Origin of the sequence: Variovorax endophyticus, assembly GCF_025376855.1 — a bacterium.
Lineage (GTDB): Bacteria > Pseudomonadota > Gammaproteobacteria > Burkholderiales > Burkholderiaceae_C > Variovorax.
Genome location: NZ_JAHUTH010000018.1, coordinates 16,419 through 33,687, shown reverse-complemented (window position 1 = coordinate 33,687; position 17,269 = coordinate 16,419). Strand labels below are relative to the sequence as shown.

The following is a 17,269-nucleotide window of genomic DNA, read 5'->3' as shown; positions in this document are numbered from 1 at the left end:
TTCAAGGCCCTAGAAGTCGAAGCGCGCCGACACCTCGAAGCTGCGCCCCGGCGCCAGCAGCACCTGACTCACCGCGCGCCCGCCCCAGGTGGCGTAGAGCCGGTCGGTGAGGTTGCGCACGCGGAAGGTCAGCAGCGCGGGCTTCATGCGATAGCTGACGGCCGCGTCGACGGTGGTGTAGCCGTCGATGCGGATCTGGTTGGCGGTGTCGGTGAAGATGGGACCGGCATGGTTGAGCGAGAGGAACCACTCGAAGTTCGAGTCGTCGGGCCGCCAGGTGGCGAACAGGTTGGCCACGCGGCGCGGCACGTTGGGCGGGGTGTTGCCCACGCGCGAGACGCCGCCGGCCTCCACCAGGGTGTCGAAGCGCGCGTCGAGCGCGGCGAGGTTGCCCGCCAGCGTGAGCTGGCGCGTGGGCCGCCACACGGCCGAGAGCTCGACGCCGCGCGAGGACTGGCGGCCGTTGTTGACGGTGTCGCCGGGCTTGTTGGGATCGCGCGAGAGCACGTTGTCGAGCTCGATCTTGTAGAGCGCGGCGGTCCACTCGAGCCGGGCCTCGGGCAGGCTCTGCTTGAAGCCGATCTCGGCCTGCTTGCCGCGCGACATCGGGAAGCTGGCGTTCGACTGCGACAGCAGGAAGAAGGAACCCACGGGCACGGTGGCGTTGGTGTACTGCGCGTAGACGCTGGATTGCGGCGACAGGTCGTAGACCGCGCCGAGCCGGCCCGAGTCGGTGCGGTAGCTGGTGTCGAAGCGGCTGTAGCCGCCGGTGTTGAGGTCGGCGATGCCGCGCCGCACCTTGGTGCGGTCGTGGCGCCAGCCGCCCACCAGCGTGAGGCCGGGCAGCGGCTTGAGCGCATCCTCGACGAACACCGAACTCACGTCGACGCGCGAGGTGGTGTCGGTGCGGTTGCCCGCGCCGGTGGCGCTCAGGCGCGGATCGTCGCTGTAGAAGCCCGTGAAGGGCGCGAGCGCCGGCACGCGCAGCGCGGCGGCGGTCGAGGCTTGGCCGTCGGAGAAGCGGCGCTGGCTGTCGAAGCGGGTGCCGCTGAGTTCGCCGCCGACCACGAAGCGGTTGTCCATGCCGCCGAAGCTGCCGTGGTGGGTGGCATCGAAGCGCTCGAGCCAGAAGTCCTGGTCGTGCGTGATCCGGGTCTGGTCGCGCGCGATGCTTGCGGGCGCGACGAACACGGCGCTCTCGGAGTTGCGGAACAGGCGCTGCGACTTGTTGGCCGCCACCGTGTTGCGCCACGACCAGTTGTCGCCGAGGCGGCCGCTCAGGCGCGCGCTGAGCCAGTAGGTTTCCGATGTGTTCTCGTTGTCGAGCACGTTGTAGTTGATGCGCGCGATGCGCCGGTCGATCACGCGGCCGTCGGGCGTGCGCACCACGCCCGTGGGCTCGGTCGCGAACCAGGCCGGTACCAGCGGCGTGCCCCAGTAGGCCTTGTTGTCGTCCTTCAGGTAGTCGAAGCTCAGGTCGAGCTTGACCGAGCCGCCGAGGTCGAAGGCCAGACCGCTGGTGAAGTGGTCCATGCGCTCGCCGCTGCCCGGCACGTTGCCGGCGCGGCTGTCGTTGTGGCTGTAGTCGAGACGGTAGGCGCCCGACTCCCCGACCGGCCCGCCGAAGCCCACGCCCAGCCGCGTGGCGCCGAAGCTGCCGTAGCCGACCGCGAGCTCGCGGTTCGGGTTGTTGCGGTCGGGCCGTTTGGTCACGAAGTTGACGACACCGCCGATCGCGCCCTCGCCGTCGAGCACCGAGGCCGGGCCCTTGAGCACCTCGATGCGGTCGTAGTTCCAGGTGTCCTGCACGCGGTTGGTGACGCCCGCGCCCGAGGTGCGCACGCCGTCGTAGAGATAGAGCAGGCTGGTGAAGCCGCGCGTCGACAGCGTGGTGGGCGACGACGGCGGCCCGCCGCCCGCGAGGCCGGTGACGCCGCGCAGCGCCTCGCTGAAGGTGCGCGCGCCGCGCTGCTGGATCAGCTCCTGCGACAGCACCTCGACCGAGGCCGGCGTCTCGCGCACCGTGAGGCCCAGGCGCGAGGCGGTGCCGCTGCTGCCCTCGAGGTGCAGGCCCTCGGCGTCGCGGTTGCCCTCGACGGTGATCGCGCCCAATGCCTGCTGCACCTGCTGCGCCGGTTGTTCCTGTGCCTGCGCGCCCGCCATGGACAACGCGGCGATGGCCGCGGCCACGCCCGACATCGTGTGTTTCATCTGAAATTCCCTCCGGAGATCGATCGTTCTTTGGATGTGGGCGCTCAGGCCACCGAGAAGCGGCGCAGCCGCCAGCCCGCGAGGCCGAACAGCAGCAGGCTCGGCAGCAGCAGTTGCAGCACGGCCGCGAGCGCGCGGTCGCGCAGCGCGCGCGGCGACTCCTCGCGCCATGCAAAAGCGGGGATACGGTCGAAGTCGGCCGGCATCAGTGCGCTGCGTTCCTCGATGCGCGGAAAGAAGAAGTGCTTCCACGCCAGGTGGAAGCCCACCGTCTGCGCCACGAACTGCGCATGGCGCCGCGCGCCGGTGCCCGCCAGCCCGGTCATGCCCTCGTAGGCCACGGCCGCGGGCGACAGCGCGCCGAAGCGCTCGAGCAGCCGCTGTTGGCCCGCGTGCTGGCGCTCGAAGCGCTCGAGCTCGGGCGCGATCGCCTCGTCGATCTCGCGCTCGATGCGGTAGTTGGCGAGGCCGCGCGCGCTGATCTCGATCTTGCCGTCGCGCGGCAGCAGCAGCGCGCCCTGGCCGACGTGCTTGTAGTCGGTGCTCAGCAGCTCGGCATGGCGCTTCATCGCCGCGGCCGTGAGCGTGCGCGTCTGGGTCGCGAGCTCGGTGCGCGAGGGCGCGGGGCTGGCCTGCGTGACCGCGAGGTTGAGCAGCACCGGCGCCACCAGCACCAGCAGCACCCACGCGATCATCAACACCATCGCATTGGTCGCCGAGGGCGCGCCGAAGGCATTGACCGCCACCACCAGCGCGAACCAGAACAGCGCATAGGCGCCCACCAGCAGCGCCCACCAGAAGGTGACCGTGCCCGCGCCCGGCGCGGAGGGCGCGAAGCCCGCCTGCCGCGCCAGCAGCAGCACGCCCACGGGCAGCAGCACCGCCGGCACCAGCAGCGCGGCCGCGCGCACCGCGAGCTTGCCGGCCAGCAGCGTGCGCAAGCGCAGCGGTTGCGAGAGCAGCAGGCGCAGGGTGCCGTTCTCGCGCTCGGCCGACAGCAGGTTGTAGCCGAGCACGAAGATCAGGAGCGGCAGCAGGTAGACCAGCACGAAGGCCAGGTCGAACTGGCCGCTCAACAGGTACCAGGGGTTCTCGATGTCGCTCGGGTTCATGAAGGCCACGCGGCTCTGGTGCGTGACGCGGAACTGGCTCGGGAACAGGTCGCTGCGCCCGAGCGCGACCGGCCCGAGCGGCGCGCTCGGCAGGATCGCGTGCTGCGCGCCGTAGCTGCTGGCCATGCGCGAGGGATCGGCCGGGTTCTCGAACGGCGTGGGCTGGGCCCGGCCAGCGAGGATGGCCTCGAGCTGCGCGCGCTGCGCCGCGCGGGTGTCGCGGTCGGCCTGGGCCACGGCGGCCTGCGCGCGGTCGCGCTGCGCGGTCTGCGCGAGGCCGTTGCCGAGCGCGTAGCCGACCAGCAGCAGGAACAGCAGGGCCACGGCCCAGACGCTGCGGTCGGCCAGCAGCAGGCGCAGCTCCTGGCGCATGACGGCACGCAGCCGGAAGCCCTGGGGCGGTGGGGCGATGGAGACGGACATGAAGGCTTTCCTCGGTTCAGGCCAGCGCGCGCTGGCGGCGCACCGCGACGGCCGCGAAGGCCGCGGCCAGCAGCAGGCCGGCGCACAGCACGGCCAGGCTGCGCAGCTGGTGGCGCAGCGCCCAGCCCACGCGCGGCGGCTGGTGCACGAACGGTGGCACCTTGGCCCACAGCTCGGGGCCCGACTGGTAGGCGAAGTGGCGGTCGCCGAGCGGATCGGCATGCGCGACCAGGTCCTCGCTCATCAGGTCCTGCAGCCGCCGCCGATGCAGCTCGGCCGCGGTGGTGAAGCTGCGGTGGTGCGCGAAGTCGGTGCCGGCCATGCCCATCGAGTAGCTGCGCATCGCGAGCAGCGGCAGCAGCAGGCCGCTCCATTCCTGCAGCCGCTGCTGGCGCTCCCAGGTGTCCCAGAGGCGGCCGTAGTGGCGGTCGTAGACGGGGTAGGAGGCCTGGTCGTCGAGCCGCAGCGCGATGCCCCACTGGCTGAGTGGCACGTCGCGGCCCCAGCGCTCGGTGGTGCCGAAGGCCTGCAGCCAGGTGCGGTCGGAGACCTGCTTGAGCTCGGCCTGCAGCGCCTGGTTGAACTCGAGCCGGGTCGGGCTCGGATAGGCCGCGCGCGCGGCCTCGGACAGCACGCGCGGCGCCATCACGGCCTGCGCCACCCACAGCGCGAGCAGCACGGTGATGGCCGCGCGCGAGGTGGCGCACAGCGCCGACACGCCGAGCACCACGAACACGAAGGCGCCGAGGTAGACCGCATAGCCCAGGCTCCAGGCCGAAAGGCGCAGCAGCGCATCGGCGCGCTCGCCGGGCGCGGCGCCCAGGCCCACCGCGAGCGCGGCGACCAGGGCGGCCGGCACCAGCAGCACCGCGAGCGAGGCCGCGAGCGCGAGCGCCTTGCCCGCCAGCAGCCTGAGCGGCGAGACGCCCAGGCTCAGGGTCTGGCGCAGGATGCCCTGCTCGCGCTCGCCCGCGAAGGCGTTGAAGCCCAGCACGATCACCAGCAGCGGCCCGAGCACCTGCAGGATCCAGCCGACCGAGAGGTTGCCGAAGCGCTGCAGGCCGGTGGCGTCCTGCGCGGGATTGAACTTGACCTCGCTCTGGCGGTGCGCCTGCAGCCACACGGTGCTGCCGATGTAGGGGTTGATGCCCGCGTCGACCATGGCCAGCGGCGCCTCGGGCTTGAAGGCATGCATGCCCTGGTGCGCGGCGTCGTGCGGATGGCGCCGGTCCTGCGCCAGCCAGTCGCGGTAGTCGAGCGCCTGCGCGGCCTGCTGCTCGGCGCGCGCCTCGCGCTGGTGCGCCCAGCCCACGCCGAGCGCGGTGAACAGCAGCACCAGCACCAGGCCGCCGGCCCACGCCAGGCGGCCGTCGCGCAGCCGTTCGGTGAATTCGCGGTTCGCGATCCAGCGCCACATGCTCAGGCCCTCATGTGCTGCAGGTACAGCGACTGCAGGTCGATGCGCGCGATCTGCTGCGCGCCCTCGAGGCTGTCGACGAGGCGGCCGCTCTTCATGATGCCGACGCGCGTGGCGGTCTGCTGCGCATGGAACAGGTCGTGCGTGGTGGTCAGCACGGCCACGCCCTGGTCGGCGGCGCGCCGCAGCAGCGCGGAGAACTCGCTGGCCGCATGCGGATCGAGGCCCGAGGTGGGCTCGTCGAGCAGCAGCGCCTTGGCCTCCTTGGCCAGCGCGACGGCGATCCAGACCTTCTGCCGCATGCCCTTGGAATAGGCCGACACGCGCTTGTCGGCCGCCGCGTGGTCGAGGCCCACCGCCGTCATGAGCTCGAGCAGCCGTTCGCGCGGCAGCGCGCGGCCCAGCGCGAGGCCGGCGAAGAAGCGCAGGTTCTCCAGTCCCGAGAGCGTGCCGTAGAGCGTGACGTGCTCGGGGATGTACGCCACGTCCTGCTTGGTCGCGAGCGGATGGCGCGTGACGTCGACGCCGTTGATCTCCACCGTGCCCGCGCTGGGCGCGATGAAGTGGAGGAACAGGTTGATGGTGGTGGTCTTGCCCGCGCCGTTGGCGCCGAGCAGGCAGTAGATGTCGCCCGCGCGGATGTCGAGGTCGAGGCGGTCGAGCGCGACATGGCTGCCGTATTGCTTGGTGAGGCCCTGTGCTTTGAGCATGGGAGGGGTCCGGTCGAAGAGAAGGAGCGGGAAAACGGCGTGCGCACGCCCGCATGCATCCGCGGTGGACGCGCGCAGGCTCACGCGCATGCGGGTGCATGCCGTGGCGTTCGAGGGAAAAGGGAGTTGGCGGGGCGCCGGCGCGGCCGGTGCCGTGGCTTCAGGCGATCAGCGGGCGCGCTTGTTCTTCGCACCGCCCTGCCGCGCCTTGAAGCGCGGGTTGGACTTGCAGATCACGTAGGTGCGTCCGCGCCGGGTGACCACCTGGCAATCGCGGTGCCGCTTCTTGGCTTCTTTGAGGGAGGACAGGACTTGCATGGCGTCGCGCCGTTGGATGGAAAGCCGCAGTCTAAGTTATTGGGAATTCATTCGCAATAACTTTGTAAAGAAGAATGAGCACCCGCGCGGGCGCCCTGTTCAGTGCGATCGGCCGGCCGGCGCCGCCTTCGCCACGCAGGCCGCGCAGCTGCCGTGCAGGGTCACCTCGTGGCTCGCGACCTGGAAGCCCGGCGGCGCGAGGTCGTCCATCGGGCCCGGGCAGGCGTGCAGCAGGAACACCTGGCCGCACGACAGGCAATGGAAGTAGTGATGGTGGTGGTCGCCCGCGCGGCCCTGCCCCTTCTCGTGTTCGTGGGCGTGGTCGCCGTGCGCGTGTTCCTCCCGGCACGCGACCTCGTAGCGCGCGGGCTCGCCGGGCAGCTCGACCTTGGCGATCTCGCCGTCCGCGAGCAGCGCCGACACCTGGCGGTAGACGGTCGACAGGCTGATCTCGGGCACGAGCTCGCGCGCATGCGCATGGATTTCAGGGGCGGTGAGCACGCGGCTGGCATCGCTGAAGGCCGAGAACACGGCGGCGCGCTGGCGGGTAAGACGTTCCATGGCCTCGATGGTACGGCGCGTCGGAAAACGCCTCGCGGCGCCCGGGGACCGCATCGGGGGCTATCTAAATTGGCCCCGACGGCGCCCCGGTCTTGCCTTCCGCCCCTCTTGACGCGTTGATTTAGATATATCTAAAATAATTTAGACACAAACAGATATCGATTCAGAAAGAGAGGCTCCCATGCGCCATTTCCACTTCGACCATTGCCACCGCACCCCGCGCGGCGAGCACGAGGACGGCCTCTCGGGCGGGCGGGGCCGCGGCGGGCGCCACGGCTTCGGCGGCGGCCGGGTGTTCGGCCATGGCGGCCTGCGCTTCGTGCTGCTGCAGCTCATCGCCGACAAGCCCTCGCACGGCTACGAGCTCATCAAGCTGATCGAGGAACGCCTGGGCGGCAGCTATGCGCCGAGCCCCGGCGTGGTCTATCCCACGCTGACGCTGCTCGAGGAGCTGGGCCACCTCAGCGTCGAGAGCGGCGCCGAGGGCGGCGGCCGCAAGCGCTACACCCTCACCGACAGCGGGCGCGAGTACCTGGCGGCCAACCGCGAGACCGCCGAATCGATGATGGAACGCCTCAACGGCGGCGTCGACGGCGCCGGCGCGCGCGGCGGCCGGCCGCCGCAGGTCACGCGCGCCATCGAGAACCTCAAGCTCGCGATGCGCCTGCGCCTCTCGGGCACGCCCCTCACCGAACAACAAGCCCACGAATTCGCCGCGGTGCTCGACAGCGCCGCACAACAGATCGAACGTCTTTGAAAGTCAACCGCACATGACCGACTTCTCCACCGCCCCCCAACCCGACCGCCTGCCGCGCCGCGTGCGCCACGACCTGCGCTTTCGCCAGCTCACGGTGAAGAGCGTGCAGCGCGTCACGCCGCACCTTCTGCGCGTGGTGCTCACCGGCGACGAGCTCGAGGGCTTCCACAGCCCGGGCTTCGACGACCACGCCAAGCTGTTCTTCCCCGACCCGGCCACCGGCCGCCTGACCCTGCCGACCATGGGCCCCGAAGGCCCGGTCTGGCCCGAGGGCCGGCCCACCATGCGCGACTACACGCCGCGCCGCCACGACGCGGCCGCGAAGACGCTCGAGATCGACTTCGCGCTGCACGAGGCCGGCCCCGCCACGCAATGGGCCGAGAACGCCAAGCCCGGCGACCGTATCGGCGTGGGCGGCCCGCGCGGCTCGTTCATCGTGCCGACCGAGTTCGACTGGCACCTGCTGATCGGCGACGACACCGCGCTGCCCGCGATCTCGCGCCGCCTGGCCGAGCTGCCCGCGGGCGCGCGCGTGGTGGTGCTGGCCGAGGTCGACGGCCCCGAGGACGAGATCCCGTTCGAGACCCGGGCCGCGCTCACGCTGGTGTGGGTGCATCGCCGCGGCGTGTCGGCGGGCCTGAGCCCGATGCTGCTCGAGACGCTCAAGAAGCAGGCGCTGCCCGAGGGCGACTACCACGCCTGGGTCGGCTGCGAGACCGGCGTGGCGAAGGCCGTGCGCGCGCACCTGGTGGGCGAGCGCGGCGCCAATCCGAAGTGGATCCGGGCCTCGGGCTACTGGCGCCGCGGCACGGCCGCGACGCACGACGCGATCGAGGACTGATCGGCCTCGCGCGCGGTGCCGCTCAGTGCGGCACTTCCGCCGGCCCCGAGGCCGCCGCGCGCTTCGGGCTGCGGATCAGCAGCAGCAGCGGGATCGCCACCAGCGTGATCACCATCATGATCGCGAAGTCGTCGAGGTAGCCGACCAGCGCGCCCTGCCGCGTGACCTCGGCGTTGAGCAGGGCCAGGCCCAGCGGGTCGTCGGGCGACATCATCGAAGGCAGCGTGGCCAGCGCCGGATTGCCGGGCGCCACGGTGGTCGCGATCTGCGCATGGGCGGCGCTCGAACCCTCGGTGAGCAGCGCCTGCACGATCGAGATGCCCACGCTGCTGCCGATGTTGCGCAGCAGGCTGAAGATCGGCGTGCCCTGGTTGCGCAGCCGCGGCGCCAGCGTGGCGAAGGTGGCGGTCGACAGCGGCACGAAGGTGAAGCCGATGCCCAGGCCCTGGACGAAGCCCGAGACGATGATCAAGGTGCTGTCCATCTGCAGCGTGATGCGCGTCATCTGGTAGAGCGAGAAGGCCGTGAGCCCGAAGCCCAGTGCCATGATGGCGCGCACGTCCACGCGCTGCACCAGCCGCCCCACCACCAGCATCGCGATCATGGTGCCGATGCCGCGCGGCGCCGTGACCTGCCCCGTGTAGACCACCGGATAGCCCATCAGGCCCTGCAGGAAGTTCGGCAGCAGCGCCATGGTCGCGTACAGGATCATCCCGACGATGAAGGCGAACAGCAGGCCGGTGACGAAGTTGCGGTCCTTCAGCAGGTCGCGGTCGAAGAAGGAGACGCCGCGCACGGTCCAGGTGTGGACCACGAAGAAGCAGAAGGCCACCAGCGAGGCCGCGGCCTCGAGCCGGATCTCCCACGAGTCGAACCAGTCGAGCTGCTCGCCGCGGTCGAGGAACAGCTGCAGCATGCCGATGGCGAGGCTCAGGGTGACGAAGCCGAAGATGTCGAGCTTCTCGCCCTGCGGCCGGCTCTCGGGCAGGTAGCGCGCGATGCCCCAGAAGGCGAAGGCGCCCACCGGCAGGTTGATGAAGAAGACCCAGCGCCAGTCGAAGTTGTCGGTGAGCCAGCCGCCCAGCAGCGGCCCGAGGATCGGCCCGACCATGATGCCCGCGCCCCAGATCGCCATCGCCTGGCCGACCTTCTCGCGCGGGTTGATGTCCAGCAGCACCGCCTGCGACAGCGGCACCAGCGCCGCGCCGAAGATGCCCTGCAGCAGGCGCGCGCCGACGATGCCCACCAGCGAGGTCGCCAGGCCGCACAGCGCCGAGGCGATGGTGAAGCCGATCACCGAGATGATGAACACGCGCCGCCGGCCCCAGTGGCCGCAGAGCCAGCCCGTGAGCGGCAGCGCGATCGCCGAGGCCACGATGTAGGAGGTCAGCACCCAGGTGATCTGGTCCTGCGAGGCCTGCAGGCTGCCCTGCATGTGCGGCAGCGCGACGTTGGCGATCGTGGTGTCGAGCGCCTGCATGATGGTCGCGAGCATGATCGAGACGGTGATCATCCCGCGGTGCGGCACCGCGGTTCCGGGCGCGGCGGTCATTTGCCCTCGCCCTCGGGGCCGTTGCCGCCCGTGATCTCGAGCAGGCTGCCGCGCACCTTGCCGAGCAGCGCCAGCAGCTGGGCGCGCTCGCCGGGCGCCAGCACCGCCATCACGCGCGCATTGAGCCCGTCGCTGAGATTGAGCGCGGCATCGAGCGCCTTCTCGGCGCTGGGCTGCAGGTGGATCAGCTTCACGCGCCGGTCGGTGGCGCTGGCCTCGCGGCGGATCCAGCCGGCCGCCTCCATGCGGTCGCACAGGCCGCCCACGGCCATCGGCGTGAGTTCGAGTCGCTGCGCCAGCTCGGCCTGCGACAGCGGCGCCTCCTCGCCTTCCATGGCCAGCACGCCGAGCAGCCGGCACTGGGCGCTGCTCAGGCCGATGCGCTCGCGCGCGAGGCGGTCGAAGGCCTCGCCGTAGCGCTTGGCCACGTCCTTCACGATGAAGCCGAAACGCTGGCTGAAGTCCCTTTTCATAAGGGACTTGATTATCTACATGTTTATTAGTTGGGCCTTAGCGGCCTGCTCTCAGAGCCAGCCCGCGCGCCGGAACCGGTAGTAGAGATAGCCGCAGGTGCCCGCGATCAGCGCCAGCGCCGTGGGATAGCCCCAGCGGAATTTCAGCTCGGGCATGAATTCGAAGTTCATGCCCCAGATGCCCGCGAAGGCGGTGCACACGGCGAAGATGCTGGCCCAGGCCGCGAGGCGCTTGGTGACCTCGCTCTCCTCGATCGTGACCATCGAGAGGTTGACCTGGATCGCGGTGGCCACCGTGTCGCGCATCGCGTCGATCGAGCCATTGATGCGCCCCAGGTGGTCGCCGACGTCGCGGAAGTACTCCTGCGAACCCATGCAGATCTGCGGCACCCGCCCGCCGTGCAGCTTGCCGGCGGCTTCGGTCAGCGGCGCGACCGCGCGCTTGAGCACCATGCTGCGGCGCTTGAGTTCGTAGAGCTGCTTGATCTTGTCGCGCGCCGCACCGCTTTGCGCAAAGATCTGCTGCTCGATCGATTCGAGCTCGTCCTCGAGCGCGTCGATCACCGGGAAGTAGCGGTCGACCACCGCGTCCATCAGCGCGTAGAGCACGAAGCCGGCGCCGTTCTTCAGCAGTCCGGGCTCGCGTTCGCAGCGCTCGCGCACGCCCAGGAAGCCCTGCCTGCTGCGGTTGCGCACCGACAGCACGTAGTTGCGGCCCACGAACACGTCGACCTCGCCGACATGGATGCACTGCTCGCCGGCCTCCGAGGGTTCGACCAGGTGCATCACCACGAACAGCGAATCGCCGTACTCCTCGACCTTGGGCCGCTGGTGGCCGTGCTGGGCGTCCTCCACGGCCAGCGGATGCAGGCCGAACTCGAGCTGCATCACGGCCAGTTCCTCGGGCGTGGCGTCGCTGAGCGCCACCCAGACGAAGCAGCCGGGCCGCGAGATGTATTCGCTGATGCTCTCGACCGGGATGTCGGCCAGCTTGGCGCCGTTCTCGTAAGCCACGCAATTGATCAGCATCGGCGCTCCAGGGTCGCGGTTGGGTGGTGGGGTGGCGATGGTGCCACGGCGCCGCGGGCCCTTGCCTGACCGGCCCGAGGCGGAGCGCGAAAGTTAAAACATCCCTGCTCGCAAGCGGCCGAAGGTTTAGTTGCGTGATTTTTTTCTCACTTCTTTCGTCCGCCTACAAGTCTTAGCGCGCAAAGACTGACATGCGTTGCGCGGGCGACACACGAACATCGCGGCGCTGTCACGCAAAAGGGGCGCCCAACCAACAAAGAAGAGCAGCCGCCCACAGCTATCAGGGAAGAACTCCACCCGCCGCGCGCGGGTGTTTTTTTGCCCGCGCGAATCGCCTTCGCCGCCCGCCGCCCACCGGCTTGCGCGTCGGCCACAATACCGGGCGCCCCGCGCCACGGCCTGGCCGGGATCCTCGCGACGATGCGCCCATGCCCGAACCCTCAGACAGCACTTTCTCCAACGCCAGCAATGGCTTACGCGCCCATTCCGTGACCGATACCCCCGCCGCAGCCGCCCCCGATTACGCCGGCCACACGCCCATGATGGCCCAGTACCTCCGGCTCAAGGCGGACCATCCGGACACCCTGCTCTTCTACCGGATGGGCGATTTCTACGAACTCTTCTGGGCCGACGCCGAGAAGGCCGCGCGCCTGCTCGACATCACGCTGACCCAGCGCGGCCAGTCGGCCGGGCAGCCGGTGGTGATGTGCGGCGTGCCCTTCCACTCGGTCGACACCTACCTCGGGCGGCTCATCAAGCTCGGCGAATCGGTGGCGATCTGCGAGCAGGTCGGCGAGGTCGGCGCCGCCAAGGGCCCGGTCGAGCGCAAGGTGGTGCGCGTGGTCACGCCCGGCACGCTGACCGATGCCGAGCTGCTCAACGACAAGGCCGATGCCACGCTGCTGGCGGTGCATGCCGGCACGCGCAATTTCTGCGGCCTGGCCTGGCTCAGCGTGACCGGCGCCGAGCTGCGGCTGGCCGAATGCCCGGCCGACGCGCTCGAGGCCTGGATCGCGCGCATCGCGCCGAGCGAACTGCTCTACGGCGCCGAGGTCACGCCGGCCTTCGAGCAGCGGCTCAAGGCGGCGCGCAGCGCCACGCCCTTCACGTTGTCGGTGCGACCGGCCTGGCAGTTCGACGGCGGCCTGGGCGAGCGCAAGCTCAGCGAGCAGATGGGCAGCCAGAGCCTGGCGGCCTGGAACGCCGAATCGCTGACCAACGCCCATGCGGCGGCGGCCGCGCTGCTGGGCTATGCCGAGCACACGCAGGGCCGCGCGCTGTCGCACCTGCAGCGGCTCACGGTCGAGCGCGACGGCGACCTGATCGAGCTGCCGCCCACCACGCGGCGCAACCTCGAGCTGGTGCAGACGCTGCGCGGCGAGGACTCGCCCACGCTGTTCTCGCTGCTCGACACCTGCATGACCGGCATGGGCAGCCGCCTGCTCAAGCGCTGGCTGCTGGCGCCGCGGCGCGAGCGCGGCGACGCGCAGGCGCGGCTCGAGGCCATCGGCGCGCTGCAGGCCACCGTGCTCGGCGGCGCCGGCGCGCCCTGGCGCACGCTGCGCGAGCAGCTCAAGAACACCAGCGACGTGGAACGCATCGCGGCGCGCATCGCGCTGCGCCAGGTGCGCCCGCGCGAACTGCTGGCGCTGCGGCTGGCGCTGGCCAAGGCCGAGCAGCTCGCGCCCGCCCTGCCCGGTGCGGCCGCGCTGCTGGCGCAGATCGCCGAACGCCTGGCGCCGCCGCCGGGCTGCGCCGAGCTGCTGGCGAGCGCGATCAAGCCCGACCCGGCCGCGCTGGTGCGCGACGGCGGCGTGATCGCCACCGGCCACGACGCCGAGCTCGACGAGCTGCGCGAGATCAGCGAGAACTGCGACGACTTCCTGCTCAAGCTCGAGGTCAGCGAACGCGAGCGCACCGGCATCAGCAACCTGCGCGTGCAGTTCAACCGGGTGCACGGCTTCTACATCGAGGTCACGCAGAGCGCGCTGTCGAAGGTGCCCGACAACTACCGCCGGCGCCAGACGCTGAAGAACGCCGAGCGCTTCATCACGCCCGAGCTCAAGGCCTTCGAGGACAAGGCGCTGAGCGCGCAGGACCGCGCGCTGGCGCGCGAGAAGTGGCTCTACGAGCAGCTGCTCGACGCGCTGCAGGCCTCGGTGCCCGCGCTCACGCGCCTGGCCACGGCGCTCGCCACGCTCGACGCGCTGTGCGCGCTGGCCGAGCGCTCGCACACGCTGCACTGGCGCGCGCCGAGCTTCGTCTCGCACCCATGCATCGAGATCCAGCAGGGCCGCCATCCGGTGGTCGAGGCGCGGCTGGCCGAGAAATCCTCGGGCGGCTTCATCGCCAACGACACCCAGCTCGGCCCGCAGCAGCGCATGCAGGTCATCACCGGCCCCAACATGGGCGGCAAGTCGACCTACATGCGGCAGGTGGCGATCATCGTGCTGCTGGCCTCCATCGGCTCGCACGTGCCGGCCGCGGCCTGCCGCCTGGGGCCGATCGACGCCATCCACACCCGCATCGGCGCGGCCGACGACCTGGCCAACGCGCAGTCGACCTTCATGCTCGAGATGACCGAGGCCGCGCAGATCCTGCACGGCGCCACCGCGCAGTCGCTGGTGCTGATGGACGAGATCGGCCGCGGCACCAGCACCTTCGACGGGCTGGCGCTGGCCGCGGGCATCGCGGCCCAGCTGCACGACCGCGCCAAGGCCTTCACGCTGTTCGCCACCCACTACTTCGAGCTCACGGAGTTCCCGGCCACGCACCATGGCGCGGTCAACATGCACGTGAGCGCCACCGAGGCCGGCCGCGACATCGTGTTCCTGCACGAGATGCAGCCCGGCCCGGCCAGCAAGAGCTACGGGATCCAGGTCGCGCGGCTGGCGGGCATGCCCGCGGCGGTGGTCAACCATGCGCGCCAGGCGCTGGAAGCGCTCGAGTCGCAGCATGCGCAAACTCGTGCCCAGGTCGACCTGTTCGCCCCGCCCCCGGCCTCCGAGACCCCTCTGATCAGCGCCGTAGAATCCGCGCTGTCCGCGCTCGACCCCGACGCGATGACCCCGCGCGAAGCCCTCGACGCGCTCTACGCCTTACAGAAACTGAATGCACGCGACCGCGGAGCCACATGAGCAGGCACTGCTCTTGCGAGACGAAAAAATGACTTATTGCGTAGGCATCAAACTCAACGCCGGCCTGGTGTTCCTGTCCGATTCGCGCACCAACGCGGGCGTGGACCACATCAGCACCTTCCGCAAGATGATCGTCTACGAGCAGCCCGGCGACCGCGTCATGGTGCTGCTGTCATCGGGCAACCTCAGCATCTCGCAGTCGGTGCGCGAGATCCTGCAGATCGAGGAACTGCGCGAGACGCAGGAGAACGGCGAGCCCGGCACGCCGACCACGATCTGGAACGCCAAGAGCATGTTCGATGCCGCGCGCGTGCTCGGCTCGGCCGTGCGCCACGTCTACGACCGCGATGCCGAGGCGCTCAAGCACGCGGGCCTGGACTTCAACGTCTCGTTCATCTTCGGCGGCCAGGTCAAGGGCGAGGGCATGCGCCTGTTCCTGGTCTACGCGGCCGGCAACTTCATCGAGGCCACGACCGAGACGCCGTACTTCCAGATCGGCGAATCGAAGTACGGCAAGCCGGTGCTCGACCGCGTGCTCACGCCCGAGACCCCGCTCGACGAGGCCGCCAAGTGCGCGCTGGTGTCGATGGACTCGACCATGAAGTCCAACCTCTCGGTCGGCCTGCCGCTGGACCTCGTGGTCTACGAGGCCAACAAGCTCGAGACCGACCGCGTGATCTGCATCGACGCCGACAACCCCTACTACCGCATGGTGCACAACAGCTGGGGCCAGAAGCTGCGCGAGGTGTTCGACAGCATCGAGGACCCGGTGTGGGACGACAGCGCCACCGAGCATCCGCTGAAGATGCCGGCGACGCGGCACGGCGCGCTGCGCAAGATCTCCACGCCCGACGAAAAGCTCATCTGAACCCCGTGCCGCCGATCGTCTTCTCGCACGGCAACAGCTTTCCCGCGAGCACCTACCGCGTCGTCCTCGACAGCCTGCGCAACCGCGGCTTCGAGGTCGATGCCATCGAGAAATTCGGGCACGACCCGAAGTACCCCGTCACCGACAACTGGCCGCACCTGGTCAAGCAGCTGGCCGACTTCGCGCGGCCGCGCGCCGAACGCGCGGGCGGGCCGGTGTTCCTGGTCGGCCATTCGCTCGGCGGCTTCCTGAGCCTGATGTGCGCCGCGCGGCATCCCGAGCTGGCGCGCGGCGTGGTGCTGGTCGACTCGCCGATCCTCGGCGGCTGGCGCGCCAACACGCTCAACATGGTGAAGCGCACGCCGCTCATGAAGAGCATCTCGCCGGGCGCGATCAGCCGCCGGCGCCGCAACAGCTGGGAGCACCGCGAGGCGGTGTTCGAGCATTTCCGCAGCAAGAAGGCCTTCGCCAAGTGGGACGAGCAGGTGCTGCACGACTACATCGACCACGGTACGTTCGATAGCGAGGACACGCGCGCGCTGAGCTTCGACCGCGACGTCGAGACCGCCATCTACAACACGCTGCCGCACAACCTCGGCGCGCTGCTGCGCAGCCATCCGCTCAAGTGCAAGGCGGCCTTCATCGGCGGGCGCCAGTCGGCCGAGATGAAGCGCGTGGGCATGGCGATGACGCAGCAGGTGACCAAGGGCCGCATCGCGATGCTCGACGGCACGCACCTGTTCCCGATGGAGAAGCCGCTGGCCACGGCGGCCGCGATCGAGGCGGCGCTGCGCAACCTGATGGGCTGACAGGGCCTCAGCGGAAGCGCGCCCGGTAGTCGAGCGGCGGCACCCCGAAGCGCCGCTGGAACGCGCGCCGCATGATCTCCTCCGAACCGAAGCCGCAGCGCTGCGCCACCGCCTTGATGGTCGCGCCCGACGATTCCAGCAGCCGCGTCGCGCGGTCCAGCCGCATGCGCTCGACCGCGTGCGCGGGCGTGACGCCGGTGCGCTGCAGGTAGAAGCGCGCGAAGGTGCGCGGTGCCATCGCCATGCGGTCGGCCAGCCGCGCCACGTCGAGCGTCTCGTGCAGGTGCTCGTCGATCCAGCCATGCAGCGACTCGATGCGCGGGTCCTCGGCCTCCTGCGCGAGCAGCGCGCTGCTGAACTGCGACTGCCCGCCCGGGCGCTTGTAGAACACCACCAGCTTCTTCGCCACGCCGATGGCGATCGCGCGGCCGAGATCGGCCTCGACCATGCCCAGCGCCATGTCGATGCCGGCCGTGACGCCGGCCGAGGTCCAGCGGCGGCCGTCGCGGAAATAGATCGCGTCGCGCTGCACCTCGATGCGCGGAAAGGCGGTGCTCAGCGCGTCGCAGGCGCCCCAGTGGGTGGCGGCGCGGCAGCCGTCGAGCAGGCCCGCGCGGCCCAGCACGAAGGCGCCGGTGCAGACCGAGGCGACGCGGTCGAAGCGCGCGCCGTGGCGGCGCAGCCAGGCCTCGGCGGCTTCGGTGCCGCCACCGCCGAGCTGCGTCGAAGGGTTCCAGGCGGCCGGGCCGCCGGGCGCGACCACGGTGCTGGTGCCCGCCTCGGCATGGCGCACGCGCGCGGGCCAGGCCTCGGCCTGCACCGCGAGCCCGCTCGAACTCGCCACCTGCCCCGCCTGCGCGGCCAGCACGCGCGTGCGGTAGACCGGCGCGCGGCCCGCGAGCCGCAGCTCGTCGTTGGCGGTGGCGAACACCTGCAGCGGACCCGACACGTCGAGCAGCTGGAAGCGCTCGAACACCACGAACCAGACGGGCAGGATCGACATGGAGACGTTGCCTTCGCGAAAGAGAAAGACGCAGCAGAACCGAAGCCG

15 protein-coding genes are annotated in these 17,269 nt (G+C 70.4%); 5 read left to right on the top strand and 10 right to left on the bottom strand.

Going from position 1 to position 17,269, the window contains the following annotated elements; all coding sequences use genetic code 11:
- Positions 1 to 9: 9 nt before the first annotated feature.
- From KV106_RS22635 to KV106_RS22610, 6 genes are all read right to left on the bottom strand, one after another.
- Complete coding sequence (locus KV106_RS22635; RefSeq protein WP_261212493.1) at positions 10 to 2,211, bottom strand: TonB-dependent receptor; 2,202 nt, start codon at positions 2,209 to 2,211, stop codon at positions 10 to 12.
- 44 nt (positions 2,212 to 2,255) lie between these two features.
- Complete coding sequence (locus tag KV106_RS22630; RefSeq protein ID WP_261212492.1) at positions 2,256 to 3,746, bottom strand: ABC transporter permease subunit; 1,491 nt, start codon at positions 3,744 to 3,746, stop codon at positions 2,256 to 2,258.
- A 16-nt stretch (positions 3,747 to 3,762) separates the two neighbouring features.
- Complete coding sequence (locus KV106_RS22625) at positions 3,763 to 5,163, bottom strand: DUF3526 domain-containing protein (protein ID WP_261212491.1); 1,401 nt, start codon at positions 5,161 to 5,163, stop codon at positions 3,763 to 3,765.
- Between the two features lie 2 nt (positions 5,164 to 5,165).
- Positions 5,166 to 5,873 carry an ABC transporter ATP-binding protein gene (locus KV106_RS22620; protein WP_261212490.1) on the bottom strand — a complete coding sequence of 236 codons (708 nt, stop codon included), beginning with the start codon at positions 5,871 to 5,873 and terminating at the stop codon, positions 5,166 to 5,168.
- 168 nt (positions 5,874 to 6,041) lie between these two features.
- Entirely contained in the window at positions 6,042 to 6,191 is a 150-nt protein-coding gene (ykgO, locus tag KV106_RS22615; protein WP_057592821.1) for a type B 50S ribosomal protein L36, read from the bottom strand.
- Positions 6,192 to 6,290: 99 nt separating this feature from the next.
- Positions 6,291 to 6,752, bottom strand: a complete 462-nt coding sequence (locus KV106_RS22610; RefSeq protein WP_057592822.1) for a Fur family transcriptional regulator — start codon at positions 6,750 to 6,752, stop codon at positions 6,291 to 6,293.
- Positions 6,753 to 6,933: 181 nt separating this feature from the next.
- On the opposite strand from KV106_RS22610, the gene KV106_RS22605 reads away from it, so the two are divergent.
- Both KV106_RS22605 and KV106_RS22600 read left to right on the top strand, forming a co-directional pair.
- The gene (locus KV106_RS22605) at positions 6,934 to 7,509 is read left to right on the top strand and encodes a PadR family transcriptional regulator (RefSeq protein WP_261212488.1); all 576 of its coding nucleotides are present in this window, start codon (positions 6,934 to 6,936) and stop codon (positions 7,507 to 7,509) included.
- Positions 7,510 to 7,522: 13 nt separating this feature from the next.
- Entirely contained in the window at positions 7,523 to 8,350 is an 828-nt protein-coding gene (locus tag KV106_RS22600) for a siderophore-interacting protein (RefSeq protein WP_261212486.1), read from the top strand.
- Between the two features lie 22 nt (positions 8,351 to 8,372).
- Here the strand turns inward: KV106_RS22600 and KV106_RS22595 are convergent, their stop codons facing one another.
- The 3 genes from KV106_RS22595 to corA are packed head-to-tail and all read right to left on the bottom strand — an operon-like array spanning position 8,373 to position 11,404.
- On the bottom strand, positions 8,373 to 9,902 hold the full coding sequence (locus KV106_RS22595; RefSeq protein ID WP_261212485.1) for a DHA2 family efflux MFS transporter permease subunit: 1,530 nt from the start codon (positions 9,900 to 9,902) through the stop codon (positions 8,373 to 8,375).
- A complete protein-coding gene (locus KV106_RS22590) occupies positions 9,899 to 10,375 on the bottom strand; it encodes a MarR family winged helix-turn-helix transcriptional regulator (RefSeq protein WP_057592826.1) in 477 nt (158 codons plus the stop codon). The genes KV106_RS22595 and KV106_RS22590 overlap by 4 nt, the downstream gene beginning before the upstream one ends.
- Before the next feature lie 51 nt (positions 10,376 to 10,426).
- On the bottom strand, positions 10,427 to 11,404 hold the full coding sequence (gene corA, locus KV106_RS22585) for a magnesium/cobalt transporter CorA (RefSeq protein ID WP_057592827.1): 978 nt from the start codon (positions 11,402 to 11,404) through the stop codon (positions 10,427 to 10,429).
- A 539-nt stretch (positions 11,405 to 11,943) separates the two neighbouring features.
- On the opposite strand from corA, the gene mutS reads away from it, so the two are divergent.
- The 3 genes from mutS to KV106_RS22570 are packed head-to-tail and all read left to right on the top strand — an operon-like array spanning position 11,944 to position 16,218.
- Entirely contained in the window at positions 11,944 to 14,541 is a 2,598-nt protein-coding gene (mutS, locus tag KV106_RS22580) for a DNA mismatch repair protein MutS (protein ID WP_261212651.1), read from the top strand.
- 28 nt (positions 14,542 to 14,569) lie between these two features.
- Positions 14,570 to 15,409, top strand: a complete 840-nt coding sequence (locus KV106_RS22575) for a proteasome-type protease (RefSeq protein WP_057592829.1) — start codon at positions 14,570 to 14,572, stop codon at positions 15,407 to 15,409.
- A gap of 5 nt (positions 15,410 to 15,414) precedes the next feature.
- The gene (locus tag KV106_RS22570) at positions 15,415 to 16,218 is read left to right on the top strand and encodes an alpha/beta fold hydrolase (RefSeq protein WP_261212482.1); all 804 of its coding nucleotides are present in this window, start codon (positions 15,415 to 15,417) and stop codon (positions 16,216 to 16,218) included.
- A 7-nt stretch (positions 16,219 to 16,225) separates the two neighbouring features.
- On the opposite strand, the gene KV106_RS22565 is transcribed toward KV106_RS22570, so the two are convergent.
- Positions 16,226 to 17,221: a GlxA family transcriptional regulator gene (locus tag KV106_RS22565; protein ID WP_261212481.1), complete on the bottom strand. Its 996-nt coding sequence runs from the start codon at positions 17,219 to 17,221 to the stop codon at positions 16,226 to 16,228.
- Positions 17,222 to 17,269 lie beyond the last annotated feature (48 nt).